The organism is Xanthomonas hortorum pv. cynarae (assembly GCF_002939985.1).
Taxonomy (GTDB): Bacteria; Pseudomonadota; Gammaproteobacteria; order Xanthomonadales; family Xanthomonadaceae; genus Xanthomonas; species Xanthomonas hortorum_D.
The window spans coordinates 1-21955 of record NZ_MDFM01000041.1 but is presented as its reverse complement, the minus strand read 5'-3'; the positions used below and the strand labels follow the sequence as shown (position 1 = coordinate 21955).

Sequence of the window (21955 nt, the reverse complement as noted above, 5' to 3'; positions counted from 1 at the left end):
GTGTCTGGGTTTACAGCAGTGGGATTTTTTACAGGCCGGGCAACACGGTCGTACGCCCGCAAGGTTTACGCGGTTTTGACGCTCTTCAAGATCGAGCCTTCGAACATCTTGGGCAGGTAGCTTTGCAGGAACAGAATCATGCCGGTCATCTTGCCGACGGGATTGCTGAACTTCGGGTCCTTGGCCTGGATCAGCCGCTCGATGGTGTTGACAACCGCGTCCGGTGCTTCTGCCGTGTCCAGGCCCTTCTGAGTCAGGGCCCTGACCTGCTTGCGGTAGGCGCTGTAGTCGGCAATATCGTTGCCGTTTGCGGAGATCGCGTTGTGGCCAAGATTGGTCTTGAACCACACCGGCTCGACCATGTTGACCTTGATATTGAACTGATTGAGTTCAAACCGTAGCGATTTGAAATATCCCTGCACCGCATGCTTGGACGCGGAGTAATACGAGAGGTTCGGCGGGCCGATCAAACCGACGATCGAACTGATGGTGATGATCTGCCCGCTCTTCTGTTTGCGAAAATACGGCAGCAGCGCATTGGTGGTTTTCACCGTGCCCCAGAAATTGGTTTCGAACTGCTGCCGGCCAACATCGACCGGTGTTTCTTCGGCGATGCCGGTCACCATATAGCCGGCATTGTTGACTAGCACATCCAGGCGATCGACGGCTTGAAACAACGCCTTGGTAAATGATTGGATCGAGCTTTCATCGTCGATATCCAGACGCAATAACTTGAAGGGCACCTTGCTCTGATGCTTCTCCGGTTCGCGGCTGGTGCCGATGACGTTGAAGCCTTGTTTGTGCAGGTTGTTGGCCAGCAGCAGGCCAAAGCCTGAGGAAGCGCCAGTGATCAGGACTGTCTTTTTCATGGTGATGTCTCTCAAGCAAGCAGGTTGGCGGAAGGTTGGAGAACAACACCGCCAGACGCCTTGGGTTGCAGTTGCATGGTGTCTGGCGGTTTACGCGCGTTGCGGTGTGCGTTGGTGCATGTCGCAGTGCCGATTGCGGGCGAGGCTGGGCGAGCCATGACCTGCCTGCACAGGGCGACTGGACCTGCCCACGGACCGCATGTTAGTATCGATTTAGTAGTGAGTCAATACGGAAATGATATGACCTCGAAGACTTCTTCGGACAACCTGTGCCCGATCGCCCGGAGCCTGACCTTCCTTGGCGATGCGTGGACGATGCTGATCCTGCGCGATGCGAATTCCGGGCTGACCCGCTTCGATCAATTCAGACAAAGTCTGGGAATTGCCCCGACCATGCTGACCAAGCGGCTGGCGACGCTGACCGAGGAACAGCTATTGGAGAAGCGCCAGTATTCGACGCGCCCGCCGCGCGAGGAATATGTGCTGACCCAGGCGGGGCGCGATTACCTGCCGGTGCTTTTCATGATTGGTGCGTGGGGCCGCAAACACCGTGGCGAAGGCAAGCTGCTGCGTTTTGTGGATGCGCAAACCGGTACAGACCTGCAGCCGATCGCCATCGATGCGGTGACCGGGGCGGAAATCGGCACGCGCGGGATCCGCATGGTGGTTCCGGAGTGAGGACGTCTCCGTTGTCGAACCTTTCCCTACGCACCTGTTTGCCGCTTGCCCTTGTAAGCGTGCTGTCTGCCTGCAACGGCGCTGGCACCGCCAGCACCAGCGCGCCGCGCCCGAAGGCCGAGCATTTCAATCTTGCCGATCTGCAGCAGCTTGGCTGCACCGTCGCCGCCACGCCCAAGCGCAACGTGAGCAAGATCCCGTTGATGGGCGAGGTGGATGGCTACGGCGTGACCAGCACCACCGCATGCGCAACCCAGTTGGTCAGCCTGCTGCAGCCGATCAAATACGAAGACGCGGTGTGGGAAGGCGCACGGACGGCAGCCGGCAACTTCGCCAAGAAGCAAGGCTTCGAACGCGAGAGTTTTGAAGGCCAGCTCGGCGAGTACAGCGAGATCGAGGTCTTCAGCCGCAGCGGCAAGCCGGTGGGCTTCGAGTACAGCGTGCAGGCCAAGGGCCAGCTGCATTCGGTGATCGTGCTCTCCGACAGCATCGCGCCGGATGCGGCGTTCGAGGCGGTGTTGAAGAAGAAGCTGTGAGGGCGGGCGCTGCTGTTTTGGGTTGAATGCGGTGGCACTGCGTCGAGGCTGGTCCGGTGCAGATCCTGTGCATCTACGTGCCGTTGTTGCCAGCCAGCCGTCCCACGTAGGGGGCGGATGGTTACCCTGCCAGGCCACTGCGCAGCTGCGGCAGAATGGACGGACAACCGTTAGCCGGCAAACCGATTAATGGTAAAGTGAATCCACTCACTTGTTAGCCGGACAGTACGATGACGAATCTGGTCAAGCTGGCGACCGCTCGCGCCCTGGTCGATGCCAATGCGGTCAGACAGGCTTCGGTCGTTGGGGAGGCCGGTGCCTGGACCGTGCAGCTGCAGACCCATAACCAGACCCGTGTGCTGGCCACCAAGGCCAATGCGCCGCGCCGGTTTGGCAGCTTCGAAAGTGCGTTGAAGGTCTTGCGCGAGATGGGCATGCCATTGGACGTGCTTCACGTGGATGCTGCGCAGTGGGACGCCGAGGGCGGCACTGCGAAACGCCGGCCGGATCGCTCCGAAGCGATGAAAGTCAAGGAGATGGACGCGCGCTATGCGGTCTCGCTACGCACTCAGACCGAGCACGCCCTGGCCGACCCCCGCCCTGCGCTCTCCAGCGTGCAGGCCAAGCAGCAGATGGAGACACTCAAGGCGCAGCAGCGTGCAGTGCTTGATGCAGCACTGCGTGCAAAGGGCACGCGTGCGTGAGCGTGGCCTGGAAGCAGACCGCGCTGGATGCGCGCACCGCGTTGCTCGCTGCAGCATTGGCACGCGCGATCGAGATCCCCGACCCGCAGATGTATTTCGCAGCGTGTGAACAGGACGACCGGATCGAAGCCGAAGGCGACGCGCTGGATGGTGCCGCCATCTATCTCCCCGGGCCCACGCCGGGAACGCGTTTATACACGTGCCAGGACGGCAAGTATCTGTTGATCTACACACGCGACGGCGACGATGTGCTGATCCTTGCACTCGTCCCTGCGCGCTCCGATTGGAAGCCGACGTAGTAAAAGCGATCTACAGCTCCATGACGTGTCGATGCGACCGCGCGGGGAGGCGCGACCGGTCGACGACTCGACAGCGCGCGCTACACCCCACCCAACGGCTGCAGGCACAACCAGATCGCGCACCAGTGCGAGAGCGCGCCGCCCAGCACGTGGGCGTGCCAGATGGCGCGGTTGTAGACCAGCGATTTGCGCACGTAGAAGGTGACGCCCACGGTGTAGAACGCGCCGCCGGCAGCGATCAGCCACAGCACGGTGCTGTCCAGGCCGGCGACGAACGGCTTGATCACCACGATGCCGGCCCACCCCAGCAGCAGGTAGATCGCCACCCAGAAGCCCTTGGCGATGCCGGGCAGGAACAGTTTGGCGAACACGCCGAACAAGGCCACGCTCCACACCGCCACGATCATTGCCCAACGCCAGGTGCCGTCGAGGGCGACCAGCAGGAAGGGGGTGTAGGAGCCGGCGATCATGACGAAGATGCCGGCGTGGTCGAACTTGCGCAGCATCGGTTGGCGCTGCGGCGGGGCAAAGTTGTAGGCCGCCGAACAGCCGAACATCACCAGCAGGCCCAGCGCGTACACGCAGGTGGCCAGCAGCATGGTCTGGCTGGCATGCGCGCGCCAGACCATCCAGGCGCCGCCGACGATGGCCAGAAACAGGCCCGCGGCATGCACCGCGACATCGGCGCGGCGGGCGGAAGCGGTCTTGTAGTGCGGAGCAATGGCGCTGGGGGGCACGGGCACGGCGGTTCTTCGAGGTGGGGGAGCCCACAGCGTGCAGACCAACGGTGACGCGGCGGGGGCAACAGGATACCCGGCTTGCTGAATCCGCTCAGTGAGGCAGGCTCGCCGGTTTGGCGCTGGTGTCACGAACACTCAGTGTGCCCTGACCACCACGACGATGGACTTGGTCAAAGATGGGACTGCCCCCGCGGCCACGTTGCGTTGGCTGATCGGTATCAAAGGATGTTTTAACCACACGCCCGCTTATTAAGGCATCCTTTAATAATCCGCATTGGTCGTAAAGGATCCTTGAATGACACGTGTCACCGGCGCATACGCTGTCATCAAGACCCACGACGAGACCGTGCGGGCGTTCGTTCCGGCTCCACTGCCTCCGGCCGCTCCCGTGCTGGATCCGGCCGCCTACCTGGCGCGTAATCGCCTTGCAGAAGTTGCACTGGCGCGGCTGACGGGGATGGCGGGCCTGGTGGCGTCGAGCGAGTGGCTGATCTACAGCGCTGTTCGGCAAGAAGCGCTGCTGACTTCGCAACTCGAAGGCACCCAGGCAACCCTGACCGATGTCTTCGATGATGAGGCGGGGCTGGCGGTGACCAATGCTGACGATGTGGAAGAGGTCACCAACTACCTGCAGGCGTTCAAGTTTGTCCGCGAGCAGCTGCACGCGCCGACTGGGCTGCCCATCTCGCTGCGCTTGCTTGCCGAGGCTCACAGAATTCTCTTGGCTGGCGTGCGTGGAGCTCACGCACTGCCGGGCAGCATGCGCACCAGTCAGAACTGGATCGGCGGGACCCGGCCGGGGAATGCCGGATTCGTGCCACCGCCGGCCGATCGCCTGGCCGAGGTGTTCGGTGACTGGAGGCTGTGGAGGCTTCTGCCGAACAGGCACAGCGCAGCATTGTGGCAATCGCTGCATTGATCGCGGCCGATCGCAAACGCGTGCTGAGTACCGGCAGCAGTACCTTGCAAGCACTACGACTGTTCGAGTTGCTGCCCACCATGCCCAAGCTCACCGTCGACCGTGCCCAGCAAGCGCTGGAGGTGTCCTACCCCACCGCGCGCGCAGCCGTGACGACCTTGCAGGACATCGGTGTGCTGGTGGAAACCACCGGCCGCGCATGCGGGCAGAGCTTCAGCTACCAAGCCTATGTGAACGTGTTGCGGGCTTAGAGCGACAGCGCACTGGCAATGAAGGCACGCGTTACTGAATCCGCTCAGTGACGCAGGCTCGCCGCTTGGGGCCGGGTCTCATACCCTGAGACATCCTTTTTGTTTGATCTCCCTCTTTGGGAGCCTTGTGATATGCCTCCGTTTGCCCTTGCTCCCCGCACCGAAACCGCCGAACGCGCGCTGGCCACCACCGATGGCCGGCCCAGCCGCGATGGCGCGCTGCTGACCGAACGCCTGGAACGGCGTTACCACGACCGTATCACCGGCAGCTTCACCCTGCCCGGGCGCGAAGGCCGCTATGCGCCGATCCCGGACGATGTGCCCAGCGCGCTGCGTGATGCCTTGCATGCGCGCGGTATCACGCAGCTCTACAGTCATCAGGCCGACGCCTGGGCGGCAAGCCAGCGCGGCGAGCATGTGGCGATCGTGACGCCCACGGCCTCGGGCAAATCGCTGTGCTACACGCTGCCGGTGGTGAGCGCGGCGATGACCTCCGGCGCCAAGGCGCTGTACCTGTTCCCCACCAAGGCGCTGGCGCAGGACCAGGTGGCCGAGCTGCTGGAGTTGAACCGCGCCGGCGAGCTGGGGGTGAAAGCCTTCACCTTCGACGGCGACACGCCCGGCGATGCGCGCCAGGCGATCCGCCTGCATGGCGACATCGTGGTGAGCAACCCGGACATGCTGCACCAGGCGATCCTGCCGCATCACACCAAGTGGGCACAGTTCTTCGAGAACCTGCGCTATGTGGTGATCGACGAGATCCACACCTACCGCGGCGTGTTCGGCAGCCACGTCACCAACGTGCTGCGCCGGCTCAAGCGCATCTGCGCGTTCTATGGCGCCAACCCGCAGTTCATCCTGTGCTCGGCCACCATCGGCAACCCGCATGCGCACGCGCAGGCCCTGATCGAAGAACAGGTGCATGCGATCACCGAATCCGGCGCGCCCACCGGCGACAAGCATGTGCTGCTGTGGAACCCGCCGGTGGTCAATGCAGACCTGGGGCTGCGCGCATCGGCACGCTCGCAGAGCAACCGCATTGCGCGCATCGCGATCAAGAGCGGGCTCAAAACGCTGGTGTTCGCGCAGACGCGCTTGATGGTGGAAGTGCTGACCAAATATTTGAAAGACATCTTCGACAACGACCCGCGCAAGCCGCCGCGCATCCGTGCGTATCGCGGTGGGTATCTGCCCACCGAGCGGCGCGAAGTGGAGCGTGCGATGCGCGCCGGCAATATCGACGGCATCGTCTCCACCTCGGCGCTGGAGCTGGGCGTGGATATCGGCGCGCTGGATGTGGTGATCCTCAATGGTTACCCCGGCAGCGTGGCGGCGACCTGGCAGCGCTTCGGCCGCGCCGGGCGGCGCCAGCAACCGGCGCTGGGCGTGCTGGTGGCCAGCTCGCAACCGCTGGATCAATACGTGGTGCGGCATCCGGATTTCTTCGCCGATGCCTCGCCCGAGCATGCGCGTATCGCGCCGGACCAGCCGCTGATTCTGTTCGACCACATCCGTTGCGCCGCATTCGAATTGCCGTTCATTGCCAGCGAACCGTTCGGGCCGATCGACCCGCTGGTGTTTCTGGAAGCGCTGGCAGAGAGCGAAGTGATCCACCAGGAAGGCGACCGCTGGGAGTGGATCGCCGACAGCTACCCGGCCAATGCAGTGAGCCTGCGCTCGGTGGCCGATGGCAACTTCGTGGTGGTGGACAAGACCGATGGCAAGCAGCAGATCATCGCCGAGGTGGATTATTCGGCCGCCGCGCTCACGCTTTACGAAGGTGCCATCCACATGGTGCAGAGCACGCCATACCAGGTGGAGCGGCTGGACTGGGAAGGCCGCAAGGCCTATGTCACGCGCACCCATGTGGACTACTACACCGACAGCATCGACTACACCAAGTTGAAGGTACTGGACCGCTTCGACGGCGGTGTGGCCGGGCGTGGCGATTCGCACCATGGCGAGGTGCATGTGGTGCGGCGCGTCTCCGGCTACAAGAAGATCCGCTATTACACGCATGAAAACATCGGCTACGGCCCGGTCAATTTGCCCGACCAGGAGTTGCACACCACGGCGGTGTGGTGGCAGTTGCCGCAGGCCACCCTGGGCAAGGCGTTTGCGTCCAAACAGGATGCGCTGGATGGTTTTCTGGGTGCCGCGTATGCGCTGCACGTGGTGGCCACGGTGGCAGTGATGGCCGATGCACGCGACCTGCAAAAAGCCGTGGGCAACGGCGATGGCGCGTGGTTTGCGGTGGCCGACCAGACCGGGCGCGGGCAACTGCGCGGTGTGGAAGAAGGCGAAGAAGGCGCGGTGGAATTGCAGCAGGCCTTCGTGCCCACGGTGTATCTGTACGACAACTTCCCCGGCGGCGTGGGCCTGAGCGAGCCGTTGTGGCTGCGCCAGGCCGAGTTGCTGCAGCGCGCGGACGAGTTGGTACGGCGTTGCGATTGCAGCGCCGGCTGCCCGGCCTGCGTGGGCCCGGTGCTGGCCGCGCACGAAGAAGGCAAGGGCGAGTCGCCCAAGTCGTTGGCGTTGACGGTGCTGGCGCTGTTGTTCGATGCGGATGCGCCGTTGCGCCACGCCACCCAGGTGGACGAGGACCTGGCGCTGGACGTGCTTGCATGAGTGTGAGTGCGGACCGGCTGCGCTTGCTGCGCCGGCAGGCCGGGCATGCGGATGTGCGTGCGCCGGTGACGGTTGCAGATGGCGCTGCACCGCACGGCGCGCAGGCAGCGCCTGCGGTTGATGCGGATGCCGGACCTGTTGCTGGAGTACCCCAACTGCATTCCAATGCAGGCGCGCGTGTTGCGCCGCATGCAGCGATGGCACGCGTGGTCGTGGATCCTGCTCCTACTGGCGACGTTGCCGCACGTGAGGTGCGTCGTGGTGCATCTTCGCCCTGCGATGCGCCGGCGATCGCGCAGACCGGCGTGGACGATGAAACCCCAGCGTTCGCGACCGAATGCATGATGCTTTCGCCTGCACAACAGAGGCACTCCGCAGTGGTCGGACCAACATCTGGTGAAGCAGTTGTTGTGGGCGATACGCGCATGCGTGCCGCAAGTGAAATGTCTGCAACGGCACAGCCGCCGCGTGACCCGCCGCCGCCCCTGCCTGGCAGCGGCCCTGGTGTCAGCGCAGAACGTCTGCGCTTGCTACGCCGTCAGGTCGGCGGGCTGACGCCTGCAGCGCGCAAGGACGAGGCAGTGATGCCCACGCGTGCGCAGCGTCAGCCTGCGCCCGGTGCCACCTCGCAGGGGTGGCGCGCCGCGCCGCGCGATGCTGCTGCGCCAGGCGCGCAGGCAGGCAACGTAGACGGCGGCAGTGACCGGCGTGCCCAGACACAGACACCGGCAATGACGCGCCGTCCCTTACAGGCACCGGGTGCTGCAACGCCAGCGCGCGATGCCTCCGTGTTTGCCTGGGTGGAGCACGACGTGCGCCACCGGCCGGTATCTCCGTTGCAGTCGCCGTCGCAATCGACTGCGCATGCTGATGCCGATACAAATGTCGCGGACGCTGCTGCGAAGCGTCTGCCTGCATCGCATGAAGCGTCCATCGCACCGATGCCTGCTTCGCAGCGACGCACCGATATCGCCGGCTTGCGCAAGATGATCGGCCTGCGCGAACGTGCGGTGTCGGCGCACGTGCCGGTGCGTGCAGCGTCCACCGACCGCCATCTGCCCGGCAAAGAAATCGCGCCCGGCCTGCATCTGATCGAAGACTTTCTGCCGCAGCCGATTCCGCACGAAGCCTTGTCATTGGCGTTCGCAAAACGCGAGGACGCGGTAGACCCGATGGATCTGCTGTTCTTCGACACCGAAACCACCGGCCTTGCCGGCGGCACCGGCACGCGCGCCTTCATGATCGGGGTGGCCGATTGGTACATGGACGATGCGCACGGCAGCGGGCTGCGCGTGCGTCAGTTGATGATGTCCACGATGGCGGCCGAGAGCGCGATGCTGGATCTGTTCCGCAGCTGGCTATCGCCGCAGACGGTGCTGTCCAGCTACAACGGCCGCTGCTACGACGCGCCGTTGTTGAAGACGCGCTACCGGCTGGCACGCCGCGGCGACCCGATCTCCGCGCTGGATCATGTGGACCTGCTCTTTCCCACGCGCCGCCGCTATCGCGGCACCTGGGAGAACTGCAAGCTGGCCACCATCGAACGACAGCTGCTGCGCGTGGTGCGCGAGGACGACCTGCCCGGCTCCGAAGCCCCGGCCGCCTGGTTGAGTTACCTGCGCGGCGGCAGCGCGCGCAACCTGCGCCGCGTGGCCGAGCACAATCATCAGGACGTGGTGACCTTGTCGCTGTTGCTGCAACGCCTGGTGGCGGTGGACGCGCAGGACCGCGAGGTGATTCCGATGCTGGAGACGCCGTAGCGCAGGAGCAGGCGCAATGCGCGCGTCCTGGGTGCGCGTGCCGGTGCAGTTTGCCGGTGGAGGCGATGTCCACCGGCAACACTGCAAGGCCGCCACCCATGGGCGGCCACGTGAGCGGTCATGCCGCCGGGCCACGCGCGCCGGCGCAGCATCAGTGCACCGGCATCACTCGCCCGGCTCGATCTGTCTGGCCTGCTCGTTGAGGTAATGGGCCACCGGTGCGCCGCGGTACTGATCGGTCAATCGCCCCAGCGATTCGGCGCGTGCATCCGCCGCCTGCCTTGCTGCGGCGTCTTGCGGACCTTGGGGCGCACGATCCAGAAGCCGACCTTCGCGCACTGCCGCAACATGCGCCGGGTCGGCTGGCCTGGACGCGGCGCGGAACTCGTTGGCGCGCTGCTCCACGATCGCCGCATCGCGTGCGGTGTCGATGGGGGTTTCCGGCGGCAGGTCCAGTTCCATGCCGGTGTGGCCACGCGCCAGCGTGCGGTTTTCCAGCAGCGCGAGCAGTTCTTCCTCGGGCTGGTCGGTCAACAGGCTTTCGCCGGCGTCGCGAAAGGCACCGGCGGTGGTGCGCTGGATCCCAAAGGCTTCGCCGCTGAGCTTTTGCATCTCGCCGAAGTTGCGCCAGACGTAATAGTCCTTGTTGTGGTTGGCGCGCGGCAGCGAGAAATCCTCATACCGGTAACCGGACGAAAATGCCGCCTGCGCGTAAGCCGAGTCCGGCTGACGCAAGCGTGTGCGTGTCAGTTCCATGGCCTTGCCCGCAGCGCTTTGCTGATCGGTGGCCACCGCCTCCACGATGACCGGGCGCATCTTGTTCCAGCTTTCCAGCCACTGCACTGCGGTCTCGGCCAGCCCTTCGGGGCCATCGTCCTTGCCCGGGAAGAACTCGCGCAGCTGCGGGTCGGCCAGCATGCCCTGGCTGAAGACCGGCACCACATTGATCTTGGCCAGCAGGCGATCAAGCGCGGCACGGCGGGGCGCATCCTGCGAGTGCATCGGATTGATCTGGTAGTGCTCGTACAGATTGGACACAAATTGATCGAAGCCGCCCGTGTAGTACTTGGCATACAGCTTGATCGCCGCCCCCTGGCGCAGATCCGGCCGGCGCATCAGCAGCATCGCCACCGCCTCGCCGGTGTCTTCCTTGCAATCCAGCGCCACCGACATCGCCTCCGGCTTTTGCAATGCGTGCTCCAGCGCCTGCTCCACGGCGGCAATGGTCTGATCGGTCTTGATGAAGTTGCCATCGACCGGATTGCGGATCACCAGCGGCATGTCGCGCAACTGGGCGAACGGCACCTGCGAGACCAGCTTGTTCTGCGGGTCGTCGGTCATGCGGCCAATGCTGAAGTCGTGCATCAAGACCGGCACGCCATCGGCACTGACTTCGACATCCAGCTCCAGGTTGCGATACCCCTGTGCATAGGCGCGATCGATGGCGGCAAGCGAGTTCTCCGGAATGCCGGCGTGGTTGTCGAACAAGCCCCGGTGCACCATCACGTCCTTGCCCAGCGCGCGCGTGCTCGGCGCCTGGAAATACGTGTCGTGAATCAGCTCCTTGCGGTGCTTGCGCAGCAGCGCGTCCTTGCCGGCCACCAGATGATGGTCGTTGGCCTTGAAGAACGCTGCACCGCCGTCGCGCGCCGGCACCTCGTGGCCGTGGTAGCGCGCGGCTTGCTGCACCTTGCGGCGCGGCTGCGTGGAGGCGGCGGGCTGCAGCCAGTGCGGCGTTGTCAGCCCGTGGCCGGGCAGATCCAGCGCCTTGCGCAATGCGGTGTGGGCTGCGTCGCTGAAGGTGTCGCCAGGCGCAAACGCGCGCTGCAGATCGAAGATGATGCGGCCTTGCTGCGCATCGACCAGCACCGGGCCTGCCGCTGCACTGGCGCAATCGGGTAGCGCTTTGGCCATGGCTTTGAACGCGGCTCTATCCAGATACACCGGCTGCAGCGCTCCAGCTGCAAGCTTTGCTGCAATGCTGTCCTTCCCGGGCGCGATGCCGGCCTGCGCGAGGTGGGTGGCCAGCTTGCTTTGCAGCGCTTGCACCGTGATCTGCCTTGCCTGCACTTCGGCCAGCCGCTGCTCCGAAAACTCGCTGTCCAGCGCCACCAACGCCTGCTTGCCGGTCATGGCGCTGTCGTTCAATGGCACCAGGGGTGGTTGCATGAGGGCCTGGCGACGAGGCCGTGCACGCAAGGGCAGATTGCCGCCCGGCGCGTGCGGCACCTCCATCGGGGTGATGGCACTGGTGTGCGTGGGTGTTGCCAGCGCGGTGGTGTGCGTGGCGGCTGGTTGCAAGGGACCAATACGCATGACGACCTCAAGAGCACTGCGGGCGGCCAGTAAAGCGCGTGGCATATGACAATTCGCAACCGAGGCGAAGTCTGCCGCTGCAATGCGAAACGATGTCCCCGGCGCACCGCATCACCTGGCCCGGCGCCTGCGCTAGAACAGCGTTTCCTTGAACGGCAGCATCGCCGCGCCCAGCACCGTGGCGTGTGCCTGTACCTGCCCGACCAGCAACGCCGGATACGGCGATGCGACGCCGCGCCGTGGCGCGGATTCGAAGGCGATACGGGCGATCAGCCGCTGCGCAAGATCTGCCGGCAGGCGTGCGCCGAAGACGATGACGCGCGGGTCGATCAACGCGATGATCGCCGCCACCGCCAGCGTCACGGTGGGTTGCACCGCATCCAGCCAGGCTTCGATCTGCGGCCATGCCGCGTCGTAGTGCTGCAGCATGGTGTGCAGGTCCGGCAGCGCATGGCCATCGGCGACCAGCGCCTGGCGCAGGCTTTCCAGCGTTGGCCGCGCCATGCCGGTGATGGCCGAGATGCGCCCCAGTTCGCCCACGTTGCCGTGCGCGCCGCGGTGCACGCTGCCGGCGGCGATCACGCCCGCAGCGAAGCCGTCGGCGATCGTCAGATAGACCAGATCCGGCGATTGGCGGCCAACCCCGTACAAGGCCTCGGCCAGGGCGGCGCAATGGGCGTCGTTGTCCATCCAGACCGGCAACTGCAGGCGCTCGGCGATGAACCGGTCCAGCTCCACCTGCATCCATTCGGCGGCCAGCGAGAGCGGCGGATTGACCCGTGTACCGTCGCCGATGCGCGGGCCGGTCATGCTGACGCCCACCCCGAACAGCTGCTGCCGGTCCACACCGGCCGCCTGCAACAACTGCTCCAGCAATTCCGGCAAGCGCGCCGCGAGCAGATCCAGCGTCAACGGGAAGGCCGTGAGCTGGCGCATGCCGCGCACCTGCCCGGCGAAGTCGATCAGCACCACCGCGATGCCATCGACCATCACCGAGACCCCCACGCTGAACGCGTAGCCGGGCACCAGACTCAGCTGCACGCTGGGTTGACCGCGACCACGCCGCAGCGACGGGCCGAGCTGGAGCAAGCCCTGTGCGACCAGCGGGTCGATGATGCCCTTGGTGCCGGGAACGCTGAGCCCGCTGGCGCGCGGCAGATCGGCACGTGCCAGCTGGCCGGCACTGCGGATCAGATCCAGCAACGCGCGTTCGCTGGAACCGGCGGCCTGCCCGTCGTTACGGCGGCGGTAATGCGAACGAATGGCCGCGCGGGCGAAGAAGGAAGACATAGGAAGCAAAAGGGCGGTTGTTGTCACATAAGTTTAAATTAAGCAGATTAATTTAATCCGCCTGCGGCCCCGCGTTGGGGCCGCCCGACATCGCGGATCGTGCCATGCGTCTGTTTCATCCCTCTTCCTCTGGCCCTGTGTGTCTGCCCGGTCCGGCCTGCGGCCCGCAGCGTCGCATATTGTCGCTCGCGCTGGGCATGGCCGTGGTGGGCTGGATGCACGCACCGGCGCAGGCTGCCGAGGCGCCCGCCGATGCTTCGGCGCTGACCCTGGATGCCGTGCAGGTGCGCACCTCATTCCAGTCGCAGAACACGCGTGCCATCGCCACCAAACAGGCTGCGCCCACCATCGTGGACTCGGTCGCCGCCGACAGCATAGGGCAACTGGCGGACTTCAACGTGGGCGATGCGCTGCGCCGGGTCACCGGCGTCAGCACCGTGGAGTACCAGGGCGAGCCGCGCTACGTGACGGTGCGCGGCCTCAACGGCAACTACAACAGCATGCTGATCGACGGCTTTGCGTTCGCCAGCAACGACATCGGCAGCCGCCAGGCGATGATGGATGTGCTGCCGGCCAACTTTGTCGACCGCATCGATGTGGTGAAGTCGTTCCTGCCGGAAAACGACGGCGGCGCGATCGGCGGCGTCACCAACCTGGTCACCGCCACCGGCTTCAGCCGCCCGGACGGCCTGCTCACCTTCTCGGCCAAGGGCGGCGCCAACCTGATGGGCAGCCGCTATGGCGGCAGGACCCCGGTTGGCGAGGGCGACCTGAAGTGGGGCAAGCGCTTCGGTCGCGACGGGCAGTTCGCCTTTTTGGGCGCCGCCAGCCAATGGCGGCGCGAGATCTGGGTACCGCAGCAGGAAAACGGCGGCGGCTTGAACTGGTACGCCGCCAATGGCACGCGCGATCCGGTGGCCTATGGCGGCACCGGCGATGCGGTGCCCAGCGAGCGGCGCTGGTACAACTACGACAACACTCGCGAACGGCGCAGCCTCACCGCGCGCGTGGACTGGCAGCCGGAGGGCCCGCTCAGCGGCCATGTGTCCGGTTACAGCTTCCGCCAGCGCGAGGCCTCGGACCGCTATACCCAGAACGCCCAGGTGCAGAACAGCGCACGCCTGAGCCGCACCGGCCCGCAGAGCGGCACGCTCGACAACCTGAATCAGTACGTGGAATTGGGGCAGTTGCGCTGGAAGCGCGCGCTGTCGGGCATCAACGGCGAACTGCTGGCCGAGTTGCCGGCGCAGTGGCGCGCCGCGCTGCGCGCCAGCACCTCGCGCGCCACGGTGGACAACCCGCAGACCTGGGACCGCTTCCAGCAAAATCGCCTGGCGTATGGATTCGACTGGAGCGGCACTCTGCCCGCTTTCACGCCCCTGGCCCCGGCCCTGGCCGACGACCCGGGGCGCTACGCAAACCTCTATCACCAGCAAGAACGCACCGGCTACGCCGAACGGGTCGGCGACCTGCAGCTGGAGCTGCGGCGCAACATGGATGAGGACAGCCGTGGGCTGGGGCTGGCGGTTGGCGCGCGGCAGGTGCGCACGCACATGCGCACCGACGTGCAGCGCACCACCTGGAACGGCCTGCCTGACACATTGGCCGACGTGCTGGGCAGCCCCACCTGCGCGCTGGGCTGCAACAGGCAGATGATGACCATCGACCCGGCATTGGCGGATGCGCGCTGGGATGCGCTCGCCGGCCAGGCGCGCGGGGTGGTGGACACCACCGCGCAGAACAGCGGCAGCTACAGCGTCGACGAGCAGGTGCGCGCCGGCTTTGCCCAGGCGCAATGGCGCGGCGAGCGCTGGCTGCTGGCCGGCGGCATCCGTCTGGAACAGACCCGCTTTGCCAGCGCCGGCCAGCAGCTGAGCGGAACCACCTGGACGCCGGTCAGCGCGGTGCGCACCTACCGCAACTGGTTGCCATCGCTCAGCGGGCAACTGCAGACCAGCGCCAACGGCACGCTGCGCTTTGGTGCCTCGCGCTCGATCGGCCGCCCGCGCCTGGACCAGATGGCATTGAACGGCGGCGTGCTGCAGCTGGGCAGCACACCGCCCACGCTCAACCAGGGCAACCCGGACCTGCAGCCGCGCCGCTCGCAGAACCTGGACCTCGGCCACGACTGGAGCTTCGACGACGGCGGCAGCCTGCTGTCGATCGCGCTGTTCCACAAGACCATCGACGATGAAATCTTCCGCTACGGTCAGATGGACACCATCGACGGCGAGCAGGTGCTGGTCACCCAGCCACGCAATGTGGACCGGCCGGTGCGCCTGCGTGGCGCCGAGCTGGGAGCCATCAAGGAGCTGGGGCCGTTGCTGCCTGCGCTGGACGGCTTGTCGGTGTCGGCCAATGTCACGTTCCTGGACGTGGAGTACCCGGTGGTGCTCGGCGATGGCACCCGCACCACCCTGGACGTACTGCCGCAGCAGCCCAGGCAGCTGTGGAATCTGACCCTGAATTACGCCCGTGGCCCACTGCGCACCACGCTGGCCTGGAGCCGCACCGGCGAGCTGTGGGATGACCGCTTTCCCAATTACAGCAGCCTGCCCGAGTTCTATCGCAACCGTTACCAGCAACCGCTGGACCGCATCGATCTGAAACTGGGCTGGGATGTGTCGCCGGCGGTGTCGCTGAGCCTGGACGTGCTCAATCTGGCCGGCCAGGGCTACCAGTACCGCATCGGCCGCGATCAGGAATATGTGCAATCGGCCTGGAAGATGGCCCCCACCGTGATGGTCGGCGTCAATGTCAAACTTTGAGGAGCTGTGTATGTCGCCATGTCTGGATACCACCTTCAGCCGCCGCCGGCTGCTGGCCGCTGCTGCCGGCGCCTCGTTGCTGTCCACCGCGTTGCCGGTGCTCGCCGATCTTGCCGATAAAGCGCCGCCGCCGGATGTGGGCCGCAAGTTCCTGCGCTCCAGACGGCCGATGCCGTTTGCCGGCAATACGTTTGTGGGCCATCTCGAACAGCAGAGCGATGGCTACGACAGTTTCGACCGGGTGCTGGAGATCTACCGCGAATTGCCCGAGCAGCGCTTCGCCAACAAGCTGGCCGTGTTGCCGCCGAGCAGCTATCACGTGACCTTGCTGGGCGGGGTCAATGAAACCGACCGCGCGCACGGGCCATGGCCGAGCGATCTGGCGCGCGATGTGGCGTTGGCCGACATCAACGCCAGCTTCCTGTCGCGGTTGCAGCAGCGCGATGCTGCACCGCTCGGCGCGTGCCGGTTTCTGGTCGACCCCACGGCGGCCAGGACCGGCAGCCACGACAATCTGCTGATTCCGTTGCTGCCTGCCGATGCAGCCACCGCGCAGCGGTTGGAGACGGCGCGTCAGGCATTGATGACGTTGACCAAACTGCAGCGCCCGGATTACACCAATTTCCGCTTCCACATCTCGTTGGCTTACCTGTGCGAGACGCTCGATGCGGCTGAGCAGGTGGCCTATCGCCTTGCGGTGGGCGATTGGTTGAAGCGGCTTGCGGCGGCAGGCCCGATCACGGTGCCGCGTTTCCACTTTTGTACCTTCAAGGACATGGACGCGTTTCGTGAGGTGTATGAGGTTTGAAGTTGGGCTTATATGGCGAATGCAGAAGCCCTCTCCCTCCGGGGCGATAAGGCACGGCTTGCGTGCCACTGGCGCGCGTGCCTTGGAGCGCCCGCGCCGCAAGCGCGGGCCGGGGCGCGGAGCGGGAGTTGGGGTGAGGGTACGCAATCTCGCCAACTCACAATCGACGGCGTATTTGCCCTATCGAAAGACCGAATATTTCGTTTAAGCAGGCGTTTGCAGCACGTTGAATTTTGTGTGTGATGGCGACACCTGTGTGCGTGGTTGATGCCTGTTGCTCAGTATCGGCGAGCAGACAGGCACCAGCGTATCCAGCTTGCCCGCGCACGATGGCGACACGATGCGACTAGCCGGAGACCCGTGTGACCAGGCCACGGTCCAACGCCTCGCGCAGCACCTTCAGCGCTTCGCGCGTGGCCAGCTTGGAGGCACCGGCCTGCTTGGTCGCCAACGCGGCCTGCCTGTCGGCCAATGCACGTTGCTCCCTGGCCAATGCCTGCAGCGCCTCGGGCATCGCGCCCTGTTGCGAGGATGCGGATGCAGCGGCTGACGGCATGCGTGTCGAGGCCTGGAGCGCACGCGGCTCGGTCTGTGCAGAGAGCTGTGCGGCCAGTGCGGCCTGGCGCTCGCTCAGCGCATGCTGACGTGCCGCCAAGGTGGCCTGGGCGTCGGCCAATTGCTGGCTGCGGACATGCGCCGCGCTCAGCCGATGCATCAGCGTCGGATTACGCACCAGGTATTGCACGCCATCGGCACGGAACCACAACACGCGCTGGCCATTGCCGGCATAGGCGCGTGCGGTCTGCAGATCGCTGCGCGAGCCATGCATGACCTGATGCTCGCCGTGCACCAACACATAGGCATCGCCTTCGTCCTGGTTGGTTGCGGTGGCTTTGCCGCACGGTGCGTTTGCTCCGGCTCGCGGTGCAACCGGGGCTGCTGCACTGGGTGCACTGGGTGCACTGGGTGCGACCGGTGCGACGGGTGCCAAAGGCGCTGTTGGCGCAATCGCCGTTGGCGCGACAGGAGAAGCCGCAGGTGCAGGCAGTGCCGGTATGACAGGCGATGCGGGCACGGCAGCCAACGCAAGCGTATGCGATGCAGATGTGGTTGCAGACGCGGTTGCGATCAGCGAGGGACCGGCGAGTGCGGCGATGGCCAGCAGCAACGCGGTGCGTAGGCACAGCAATGGGGAAGCGGTCTGGATCATGAGAGATCTCCACGAAGGTCACAGCTCGGTAGGTACCGCCTGCGCAGGACACGCAGGCGGGGTGGGAAACAGCGATCACGCGGCCACGGCGTTGCCGACGCTGCGCAGCGTCGTCACGCAGGAAGTGCCGGGCTGTGGCGAGCCCGTGTCGATGCAGGTGCTGCCTGGCGCGATGCGATCGCACGATGCCGGCAGGTGCCTGGTGTCATTACCGCTGGCACGGGTCTGCCGGCCGTGCACGGCCAGGAGCGGATCGGTGACTGCACACCACACGTTGCCGAGGCGTGGCCGCTAGAGACGGTGCTGACGCGACGTACGGTCAGCAGCGAGCCCGCGACTGCTGGCTCGCTGTGTTCGGCGATCTTGGGTCGCCAGCATGACGGAGCGAGCGGCCGTCAGCTGGGTGCGGATGCTGCGCTCAGAACCAGTGCGTGCGCGTGGTCAATGACGACTCCGCGCAGCGGCCGTGCTCACGTGGCGGTGAGCGCAGTGGTGGCGTTACTGACTCCTAGTTGTTCTGTGCGTCTTCGGCGTCTGCCTGCGCTTGCGCCGCTTCCTGCTGCGCGCGCGCAGCCTCGATGCGGGCCTGACGTGCGGCCTGCTTGTCCATTTCGGCCTGATGCCGGGTCAGCTCGGCCGCTTGGCGCACCGCCGCGGCATAGGCGTATTGCGCCTGGCGATGCTGCTGCGCCACCTCGCGAATCTGTTGCTCGGCTTCGCGCGCCTGCTGTTGCGCGTCCTGTTTGGCCTGCGCCAGTTCCGGGCCTAATGACGCCAGCTGTTCGCGTGCTTCCTGCAGCGCGTCCTGCGCGTCCTGCATCTGTTCCTGTCGAGGTTCAAGCTCGCGGTTGTCGGCACCCAGCACATCCTGCATGGCGCTCTGCGCATCACGCAGCGCCGTGGCGGCGGCCTCGCGGCTGACGCGGTCCAGCTCCACATCCCAGCGGCTTTGCGTTGCATCCCCATCTGCACCAGGCAGTGGCTCGGCACCCAGCACATCGGCGATGACACCGTGCGACGCCGGGGCAGCCGGTGCCGCAGGCAGTGCGGGCAGCGCCGGGGCAGGCAGTGCACTCATCGGCGCTGCGGCATCCACCAACGACACACCGCCGGGCGTACCGGGCGTGCGTTGCGCTGCCGGGGCGGTCACCACGATGGGCCGCATGCTGGTGGACGTGGCCGGCACCGGCATTGCGACCAGGCGCAGCGGCATCACACCGGCGACGGCCACCGTCGCCAGGATCACCGCCGCGGCCAGCCGCGGAAAGGTGCTGGTGTCCTGCAACATCACCAGCCTGCGCTTCAAGCTGAGGAACGACGGCGAGGCACTTGCCACGCCACCGAGCGGACGTGGCGATACCCCGAACTGCAGCAGCAGGCGTCCATAGTCATGACGGCAATGGCGATGCCCGGCGACCACGGCCGCATCGCAGGCCGCTTCGCGGGCGATGGCGTATTCACGGGCGGCCAGGTGCACAAGCGGATGGAAGAAGAACAGATGCTGGGCAAGCGACGGCAGCAGCCCCCACCACAGGTCGCGGCGGCGCAGGTGGATCAACTCGTGGGTCAGCGCCATGTCCAGGTCGTCGTCGGCCATCTGCGCCAGGCGCTTGGCCGGGAGCAGCAACACCGGCCGCCACGGGCCGATCAACTGCGGCGAATCGATCTGCGAAGACAGCCGCAACGCGGGTGGGTGCAACAAGCCGTGCGCCTCGGCGGCCATCTGCAGCGACTGCACCAACGCCTCGTCGGTGCACGGCTGGGCCGCGCGCACCAACGCACGGCTGCGCCAATACGCGCGCAATGTGCCGGCCGCGATCACCAGCACGCCGGCCGCCCACACCGCAAACAACCACGTGGCCCACGACGACCAGACCGTGACATCCATGGCGTGCGCCGTCGCGCTGGCAGTGGCTGCTGTCGATGCGGCGGCCGTGGCCGTGGCCATCGGCACCAACGCATCGGCGCTGCCAAGCGCAGATGCAAACGTGTGCGCCGGCAACACCGGCAACTGCAGCGGCGCGTTCCACAGCAGGCCAACCACGGCCTGCACGCCTACCAACCACCACAGCCAGGTTTGCGTGGTGGCCGGCAAGCGCTTCACCCCGCGACACAGCGCCCACACCGCAAGTGTCAGCACCGCGGTCTGCACACTGGTGGCGCCGAGTTTCCATAACAGCGATTCGATCAGGGGCGACATGGCTCAATCCTCCTTGCGCTGCGATTGCAGCTTGGCGACCAGGGCTTCGAGTTCGGCCAGCTCGGTATCGCTGACTTCGGCGCGCTGCGACATCCACGCCACGAACGGCGACACCGAGCCCTGCAAGGTCTTTTCCACGAACTGCCCAACAGCCGAGCGCACCACATCGTCCTGGCCGGTGGTGGCGCTGTAGCGGTACATGCCCTCCACCTGCTTGCGGCGCAAAAAGCCCTTGGCGCGCAGGCGCTCCATCATGGTCAGCACGGTGGAGCGCGCCAGCCCGCGCGGCTCACCGAACGCGGCCGCCACTTCGCCGACACTGGCGTGCCGCTGTTCTTCGATGTGTTGCAGCAGGGCCAGCTCCTGGTCCCCGATGGTCTTGCCGCGCATGCCGCTCTCCATGACTACAGTTGTCGCCACCGTAAGCCTGGCGACAGGTGTAGTCAATAGGTCGGATGGCAGGGGGCACCGTGTGGGCCGCTGCAGTTGGGAAAACCTGGTCTGGTCAGCGTCAAACAAATTGTGGTGTTCGGGTGGACGCAAACTACCGGCTACTGACGATTAGACAGGCTATCTACATCGCCTAGACCTAGAGCCGAGAGGTAAAAAACCTCCACCAGATTAGCAAGTTCACTGTCAGTAAAAAAATACTTGCAGTTAGACAAGGTTGCGCTTATCCTGTGCCTAGGCCGAGTGATACCGCTCGGTTGAGTTCTAGTCAGTGTGATTCGCCTTCCATTACCAGTACAAAGAAGCTAGCTAATCGACCTTGTTTAAATAGGTTGCCCCACTCCATGGTGAGGCTATATCCGCCGTACGCACGTCGAGCCTTCGGTCTCGGTCCGTGTACGAGGAACGTCCCGGCTCAATGGGCGCGTTCTTAGAGCGGAAGAATGGTGATTGGCTTGTTGCATCGGGTTGGCTCCTTCCGGCTTCTTTGCTAATGGGCGCGGGCAATTTTGCCTGGATTGAAGGAGAAGTCCCCCGTGGACACTCATACGAACGAGAACAGCGTCGCGCAGCTCAAAAATTTGCTCGACGTTTATCAAAGCCAACTCGATGCAAGCGTCATCGAAGAAATCAATGCAGTAATCGCAACGCTGGAATTAAACTGCGATTGTAAGGACAAGAAGGCAGCAGAAACGCTGGCTTATCGCGTACTTTCCATCATCGCTAATGTAATTCGAATTGTTTCGAACATTACTGATTTGATGAACTGACTGAGATGGACACGACACGGCGCAACAAGCCTTTCATGTTTTGGAAATTCTTATGAACCTTGGAAACGCGATACAGATGTGTCGTGCACGGCGCCAGCTTAGCCAGGCAGAATTGGCCAAGCTAGCTGGCTGCTCGGTCTCTTATCTCTCTATGTTGGAGAACTCCAAGCGCGACCCTACGCTATCGACAATCGAGAAGATCGCGGCAGGTCTTCGCGTGCCTATCGAAATTCTCTTCTTCCTTGGTGCGGAGAAGGGTGAGCTGTCGGGTATTGACAAGGAGTTAGCCGGTCAACTGGCAATGACAGCCTTGGATCTTTTGAATGAGCCAGCTTGAGCAACCGCCTAGCTATCCCCACAAGCCGATTCACAGCCTGCTCGCCTTGTCTCGGGTGCTGGGTTACCCGCCGGAAATGCTTCAACGTGTAGCCGAAACAAGCAGTGAGCGGTACCGCCTTGCTAAAGCTATCGCGAAGCCAGACGGTAGCGTCCGTCAGACATTTGATGCGCTATTTCCGCTGAAAGATATCCAAATTCGCATCAAGCAGAGACTTCTCACTGCTGTAATTTTTCCTGCATATCTTACCGGTAGCCTCAAAGGCCAAGACCAAGTTCGCAATGCAATATTGCATCAGGGAGCAGTGATCACAGTTTGTGAAGACATTGAGTCGTTCTTCCCTAGAGCGTGTTATGAACTTTGCCCTTGTCACGATAACGTATACGGATGAAGCCTCGTAAGCCATATCCAACCGATATCTC

At 64.7% G+C, this 21955-nt stretch carries 20 protein-coding genes; 13 read left to right on the top strand and 7 right to left on the bottom strand.

Annotated features, from left to right (window positions below):
• Nucleotides 1-65 precede the first annotated feature (65 nt).
• The gene (locus XcyCFBP4188_RS20165; protein WP_006452057.1) at nucleotides 66-869 is read right to left on the bottom strand and encodes an SDR family NAD(P)-dependent oxidoreductase; all 804 of its coding nucleotides are present in this window, start codon (nucleotides 867-869) and stop codon (nucleotides 66-68) included.
• A 156-nt stretch (nucleotides 870-1025) separates the two neighbouring features.
• Between XcyCFBP4188_RS20165 and XcyCFBP4188_RS20160 the strand changes: the two genes are divergently transcribed.
• The 4 genes from XcyCFBP4188_RS20160 to XcyCFBP4188_RS20145 all read left to right on the top strand — a co-directional run bounded on the left by XcyCFBP4188_RS20160 (nucleotide 1026) and on the right by XcyCFBP4188_RS20145 (nucleotide 3086).
• On the top strand, nucleotides 1026-1547 hold the full coding sequence (locus XcyCFBP4188_RS20160; RefSeq protein WP_206539852.1) for a winged helix-turn-helix transcriptional regulator: 522 nt from the start codon (nucleotides 1026-1028) through the stop codon (nucleotides 1545-1547).
• A gap of 11 nt (nucleotides 1548-1558) precedes the next feature.
• On the top strand, nucleotides 1559-2083 hold the full coding sequence (locus XcyCFBP4188_RS20155) for a hypothetical protein (RefSeq protein ID WP_104592722.1): 525 nt from the start codon (nucleotides 1559-1561) through the stop codon (nucleotides 2081-2083).
• A gap of 230 nt (nucleotides 2084-2313) precedes the next feature.
• Nucleotides 2314-2787, top strand: a complete 474-nt coding sequence (locus tag XcyCFBP4188_RS20150; RefSeq protein ID WP_006452060.1) for a hypothetical protein — start codon at nucleotides 2314-2316, stop codon at nucleotides 2785-2787.
• Nucleotides 2784-3086, top strand: a complete 303-nt coding sequence (locus tag XcyCFBP4188_RS20145) for a hypothetical protein (protein ID WP_006452061.1) — start codon at nucleotides 2784-2786, stop codon at nucleotides 3084-3086. The genes XcyCFBP4188_RS20150 and XcyCFBP4188_RS20145 overlap by 4 nt, the downstream gene beginning before the upstream one ends.
• A gap of 80 nt (nucleotides 3087-3166) precedes the next feature.
• Here XcyCFBP4188_RS20145 and trhA read toward each other — a convergent pair whose 3' ends face one another.
• On the bottom strand, nucleotides 3167-3829 hold the full coding sequence (trhA, locus tag XcyCFBP4188_RS20140; protein ID WP_043910170.1) for a PAQR family membrane homeostasis protein TrhA: 663 nt from the start codon (nucleotides 3827-3829) through the stop codon (nucleotides 3167-3169).
• A 292-nt stretch (nucleotides 3830-4121) separates the two neighbouring features.
• Between trhA and XcyCFBP4188_RS20135 the strand changes: the two genes are divergently transcribed.
• The 4 genes from XcyCFBP4188_RS20135 to XcyCFBP4188_RS20125 all read left to right on the top strand — a co-directional run bounded on the left by XcyCFBP4188_RS20135 (nucleotide 4122) and on the right by XcyCFBP4188_RS20125 (nucleotide 9384).
• The gene (locus XcyCFBP4188_RS20135; RefSeq protein ID WP_006452063.1) at nucleotides 4122-4745 is read left to right on the top strand and encodes a Fic family protein; all 624 of its coding nucleotides are present in this window, start codon (nucleotides 4122-4124) and stop codon (nucleotides 4743-4745) included.
• On the top strand, nucleotides 4727-4996 hold the full coding sequence (locus XcyCFBP4188_RS23510; protein WP_248283118.1) for a Fic family protein: 270 nt from the start codon (nucleotides 4727-4729) through the stop codon (nucleotides 4994-4996). The genes XcyCFBP4188_RS20135 and XcyCFBP4188_RS23510 overlap by 19 nt, the downstream gene beginning before the upstream one ends.
• A 132-nt stretch (nucleotides 4997-5128) precedes the next feature.
• Entirely contained in the window at nucleotides 5129-7624 is a 2496-nt protein-coding gene (locus tag XcyCFBP4188_RS20130) for a DEAD/DEAH box helicase (RefSeq protein ID WP_006452066.1), read from the top strand.
• Nucleotides 7621-9384, top strand: a complete 1764-nt coding sequence (locus XcyCFBP4188_RS20125) for a ribonuclease H-like domain-containing protein (RefSeq protein WP_043910171.1) — start codon at nucleotides 7621-7623, stop codon at nucleotides 9382-9384. The genes XcyCFBP4188_RS20130 and XcyCFBP4188_RS20125 overlap by 4 nt, the downstream gene beginning before the upstream one ends.
• 165 nt (nucleotides 9385-9549) lie before the next feature.
• Here XcyCFBP4188_RS20125 and avrBs2 read toward each other — a convergent pair whose 3' ends face one another.
• Both avrBs2 and XcyCFBP4188_RS20115 read right to left on the bottom strand, forming a co-directional pair.
• Nucleotides 9550-11700, bottom strand: a complete 2151-nt coding sequence (gene avrBs2, locus XcyCFBP4188_RS20120; protein ID WP_074056243.1) for a type III secretion system effector avirulence protein AvrBs2 — start codon at nucleotides 11698-11700, stop codon at nucleotides 9550-9552.
• 132 nt (nucleotides 11701-11832) lie between these two features.
• Nucleotides 11833-12990 carry an ROK family protein gene (locus XcyCFBP4188_RS20115; protein ID WP_006452070.1) on the bottom strand — a complete coding sequence of 386 codons (1158 nt, stop codon included), beginning with the start codon at nucleotides 12988-12990 and terminating at the stop codon, nucleotides 11833-11835.
• Nucleotides 12991-13094: 104 nt separating this feature from the next.
• On the opposite strand from XcyCFBP4188_RS20115, the gene XcyCFBP4188_RS20110 reads away from it, so the two are divergent.
• Complete coding sequence (locus XcyCFBP4188_RS20110) at nucleotides 13095-15758, top strand: TonB-dependent receptor (RefSeq protein WP_174705865.1); 2664 nt, start codon at nucleotides 13095-13097, stop codon at nucleotides 15756-15758.
• Between the two features lie 10 nt (nucleotides 15759-15768).
• Nucleotides 15769-16566, top strand: coding sequence for a DUF1868 domain-containing protein (locus tag XcyCFBP4188_RS20105; RefSeq protein WP_006448396.1), 798 nt, complete (start codon nucleotides 15769-15771; stop codon nucleotides 16564-16566).
• 346 nt (nucleotides 16567-16912) lie between these two features.
• On the opposite strand, the gene XcyCFBP4188_RS23160 is transcribed toward XcyCFBP4188_RS20105, so the two are convergent.
• From XcyCFBP4188_RS23160 to XcyCFBP4188_RS20080, 3 genes are all read right to left on the bottom strand, one after another.
• Entirely contained in the window at nucleotides 16913-17422 is a 510-nt protein-coding gene (locus XcyCFBP4188_RS23160; RefSeq protein ID WP_046933707.1) for a hypothetical protein, read from the bottom strand.
• A gap of 862 nt (nucleotides 17423-18284) precedes the next feature.
• The gene (locus tag XcyCFBP4188_RS20085; RefSeq protein WP_104592719.1) at nucleotides 18285-19976 is read right to left on the bottom strand and encodes a M56 family metallopeptidase; all 1692 of its coding nucleotides are present in this window, start codon (nucleotides 19974-19976) and stop codon (nucleotides 18285-18287) included.
• A 3-nt stretch (nucleotides 19977-19979) separates the two neighbouring features.
• The gene (locus XcyCFBP4188_RS20080) at nucleotides 19980-20378 is read right to left on the bottom strand and encodes a BlaI/MecI/CopY family transcriptional regulator (protein ID WP_006450697.1); all 399 of its coding nucleotides are present in this window, start codon (nucleotides 20376-20378) and stop codon (nucleotides 19980-19982) included.
• A gap of 584 nt (nucleotides 20379-20962) precedes the next feature.
• Here XcyCFBP4188_RS20080 and XcyCFBP4188_RS20075 point away from each other — a divergent pair.
• Genes XcyCFBP4188_RS20075 through XcyCFBP4188_RS22715 form a run of 3 tightly spaced genes read left to right on the top strand, consistent with a single transcriptional unit; the run spans nucleotide 20963 to nucleotide 21924 of the window.
• On the top strand, nucleotides 20963-21196 hold the full coding sequence (locus XcyCFBP4188_RS20075; protein ID WP_146094070.1) for a hypothetical protein: 234 nt from the start codon (nucleotides 20963-20965) through the stop codon (nucleotides 21194-21196).
• Between the two features lie 52 nt (nucleotides 21197-21248).
• Nucleotides 21249-21533, top strand: a complete 285-nt coding sequence (locus tag XcyCFBP4188_RS20070; protein WP_104592717.1) for a helix-turn-helix transcriptional regulator — start codon at nucleotides 21249-21251, stop codon at nucleotides 21531-21533.
• The gene (locus tag XcyCFBP4188_RS22715) at nucleotides 21520-21924 is read left to right on the top strand and encodes an RNA-dependent RNA polymerase family protein (RefSeq protein ID WP_146094069.1); all 405 of its coding nucleotides are present in this window, start codon (nucleotides 21520-21522) and stop codon (nucleotides 21922-21924) included. Before XcyCFBP4188_RS20070 ends, XcyCFBP4188_RS22715 begins: the two co-directional genes overlap by 14 nt.
• Nucleotides 21925-21955: the final 31 nt, after the last annotated feature.

What these genes read in the sequence shown, in the direction of transcription:
- XcyCFBP4188_RS20135 (WP_006452063.1), top strand. Translation starts at nt 4,122, where the DNA reads ATGACACGTGTCACCGGCGCATACGCTGTCATCAAGACCCACGACGAG.
- XcyCFBP4188_RS20130 (WP_006452066.1), top strand. Translation starts at nt 5,129, where the DNA reads ATGCCTCCGTTTGCCCTTGCTCCCCGCACCGAAACCGCCGAACGCGCG.
- XcyCFBP4188_RS22715 (WP_146094069.1), top strand. Translation starts at nt 21,520, where the DNA reads ATGAGCCAGCTTGAGCAACCGCCTAGCTATCCCCACAAGCCGATTCAC.
- avrBs2 (WP_074056243.1), bottom strand. Translation starts at nt 11,700, where the DNA reads ATGCGTATTGGTCCCTTGCAACCAGCCGCCACGCACACCACCGCGCTG.
- XcyCFBP4188_RS20085 (WP_104592719.1), bottom strand. Translation starts at nt 19,976, where the DNA reads ATGTCGCCCCTGATCGAATCGCTGTTATGGAAACTCGGCGCCACCAGT.
- XcyCFBP4188_RS20150 (WP_006452060.1), top strand. Translation starts at nt 2,314, where the DNA reads ATGACGAATCTGGTCAAGCTGGCGACCGCTCGCGCCCTGGTCGATGCC.
- XcyCFBP4188_RS20070 (WP_104592717.1), top strand. Translation starts at nt 21,249, where the DNA reads ATGAACCTTGGAAACGCGATACAGATGTGTCGTGCACGGCGCCAGCTT.
- XcyCFBP4188_RS20165 (WP_006452057.1), bottom strand. Translation starts at nt 869, where the DNA reads ATGAAAAAGACAGTCCTGATCACTGGCGCTTCCTCAGGCTTTGGCCTG.
- XcyCFBP4188_RS20115 (WP_006452070.1), bottom strand. Translation starts at nt 12,990, where the DNA reads ATGTCTTCCTTCTTCGCCCGCGCGGCCATTCGTTCGCATTACCGCCGC.
- XcyCFBP4188_RS20110 (WP_174705865.1), top strand. Translation starts at nt 13,095, where the DNA reads ATGCGTCTGTTTCATCCCTCTTCCTCTGGCCCTGTGTGTCTGCCCGGT.
- XcyCFBP4188_RS20105 (WP_006448396.1), top strand. Translation starts at nt 15,769, where the DNA reads ATGTCGCCATGTCTGGATACCACCTTCAGCCGCCGCCGGCTGCTGGCC.
- XcyCFBP4188_RS20125 (WP_043910171.1), top strand. Translation starts at nt 7,621, where the DNA reads ATGAGTGTGAGTGCGGACCGGCTGCGCTTGCTGCGCCGGCAGGCCGGG.
- XcyCFBP4188_RS20160 (WP_206539852.1), top strand. Translation starts at nt 1,026, where the DNA reads ATGACCTGCCTGCACAGGGCGACTGGACCTGCCCACGGACCGCATGTT.
- XcyCFBP4188_RS20080 (WP_006450697.1), bottom strand. Translation starts at nt 20,378, where the DNA reads ATGGAGAGCGGCATGCGCGGCAAGACCATCGGGGACCAGGAGCTGGCC.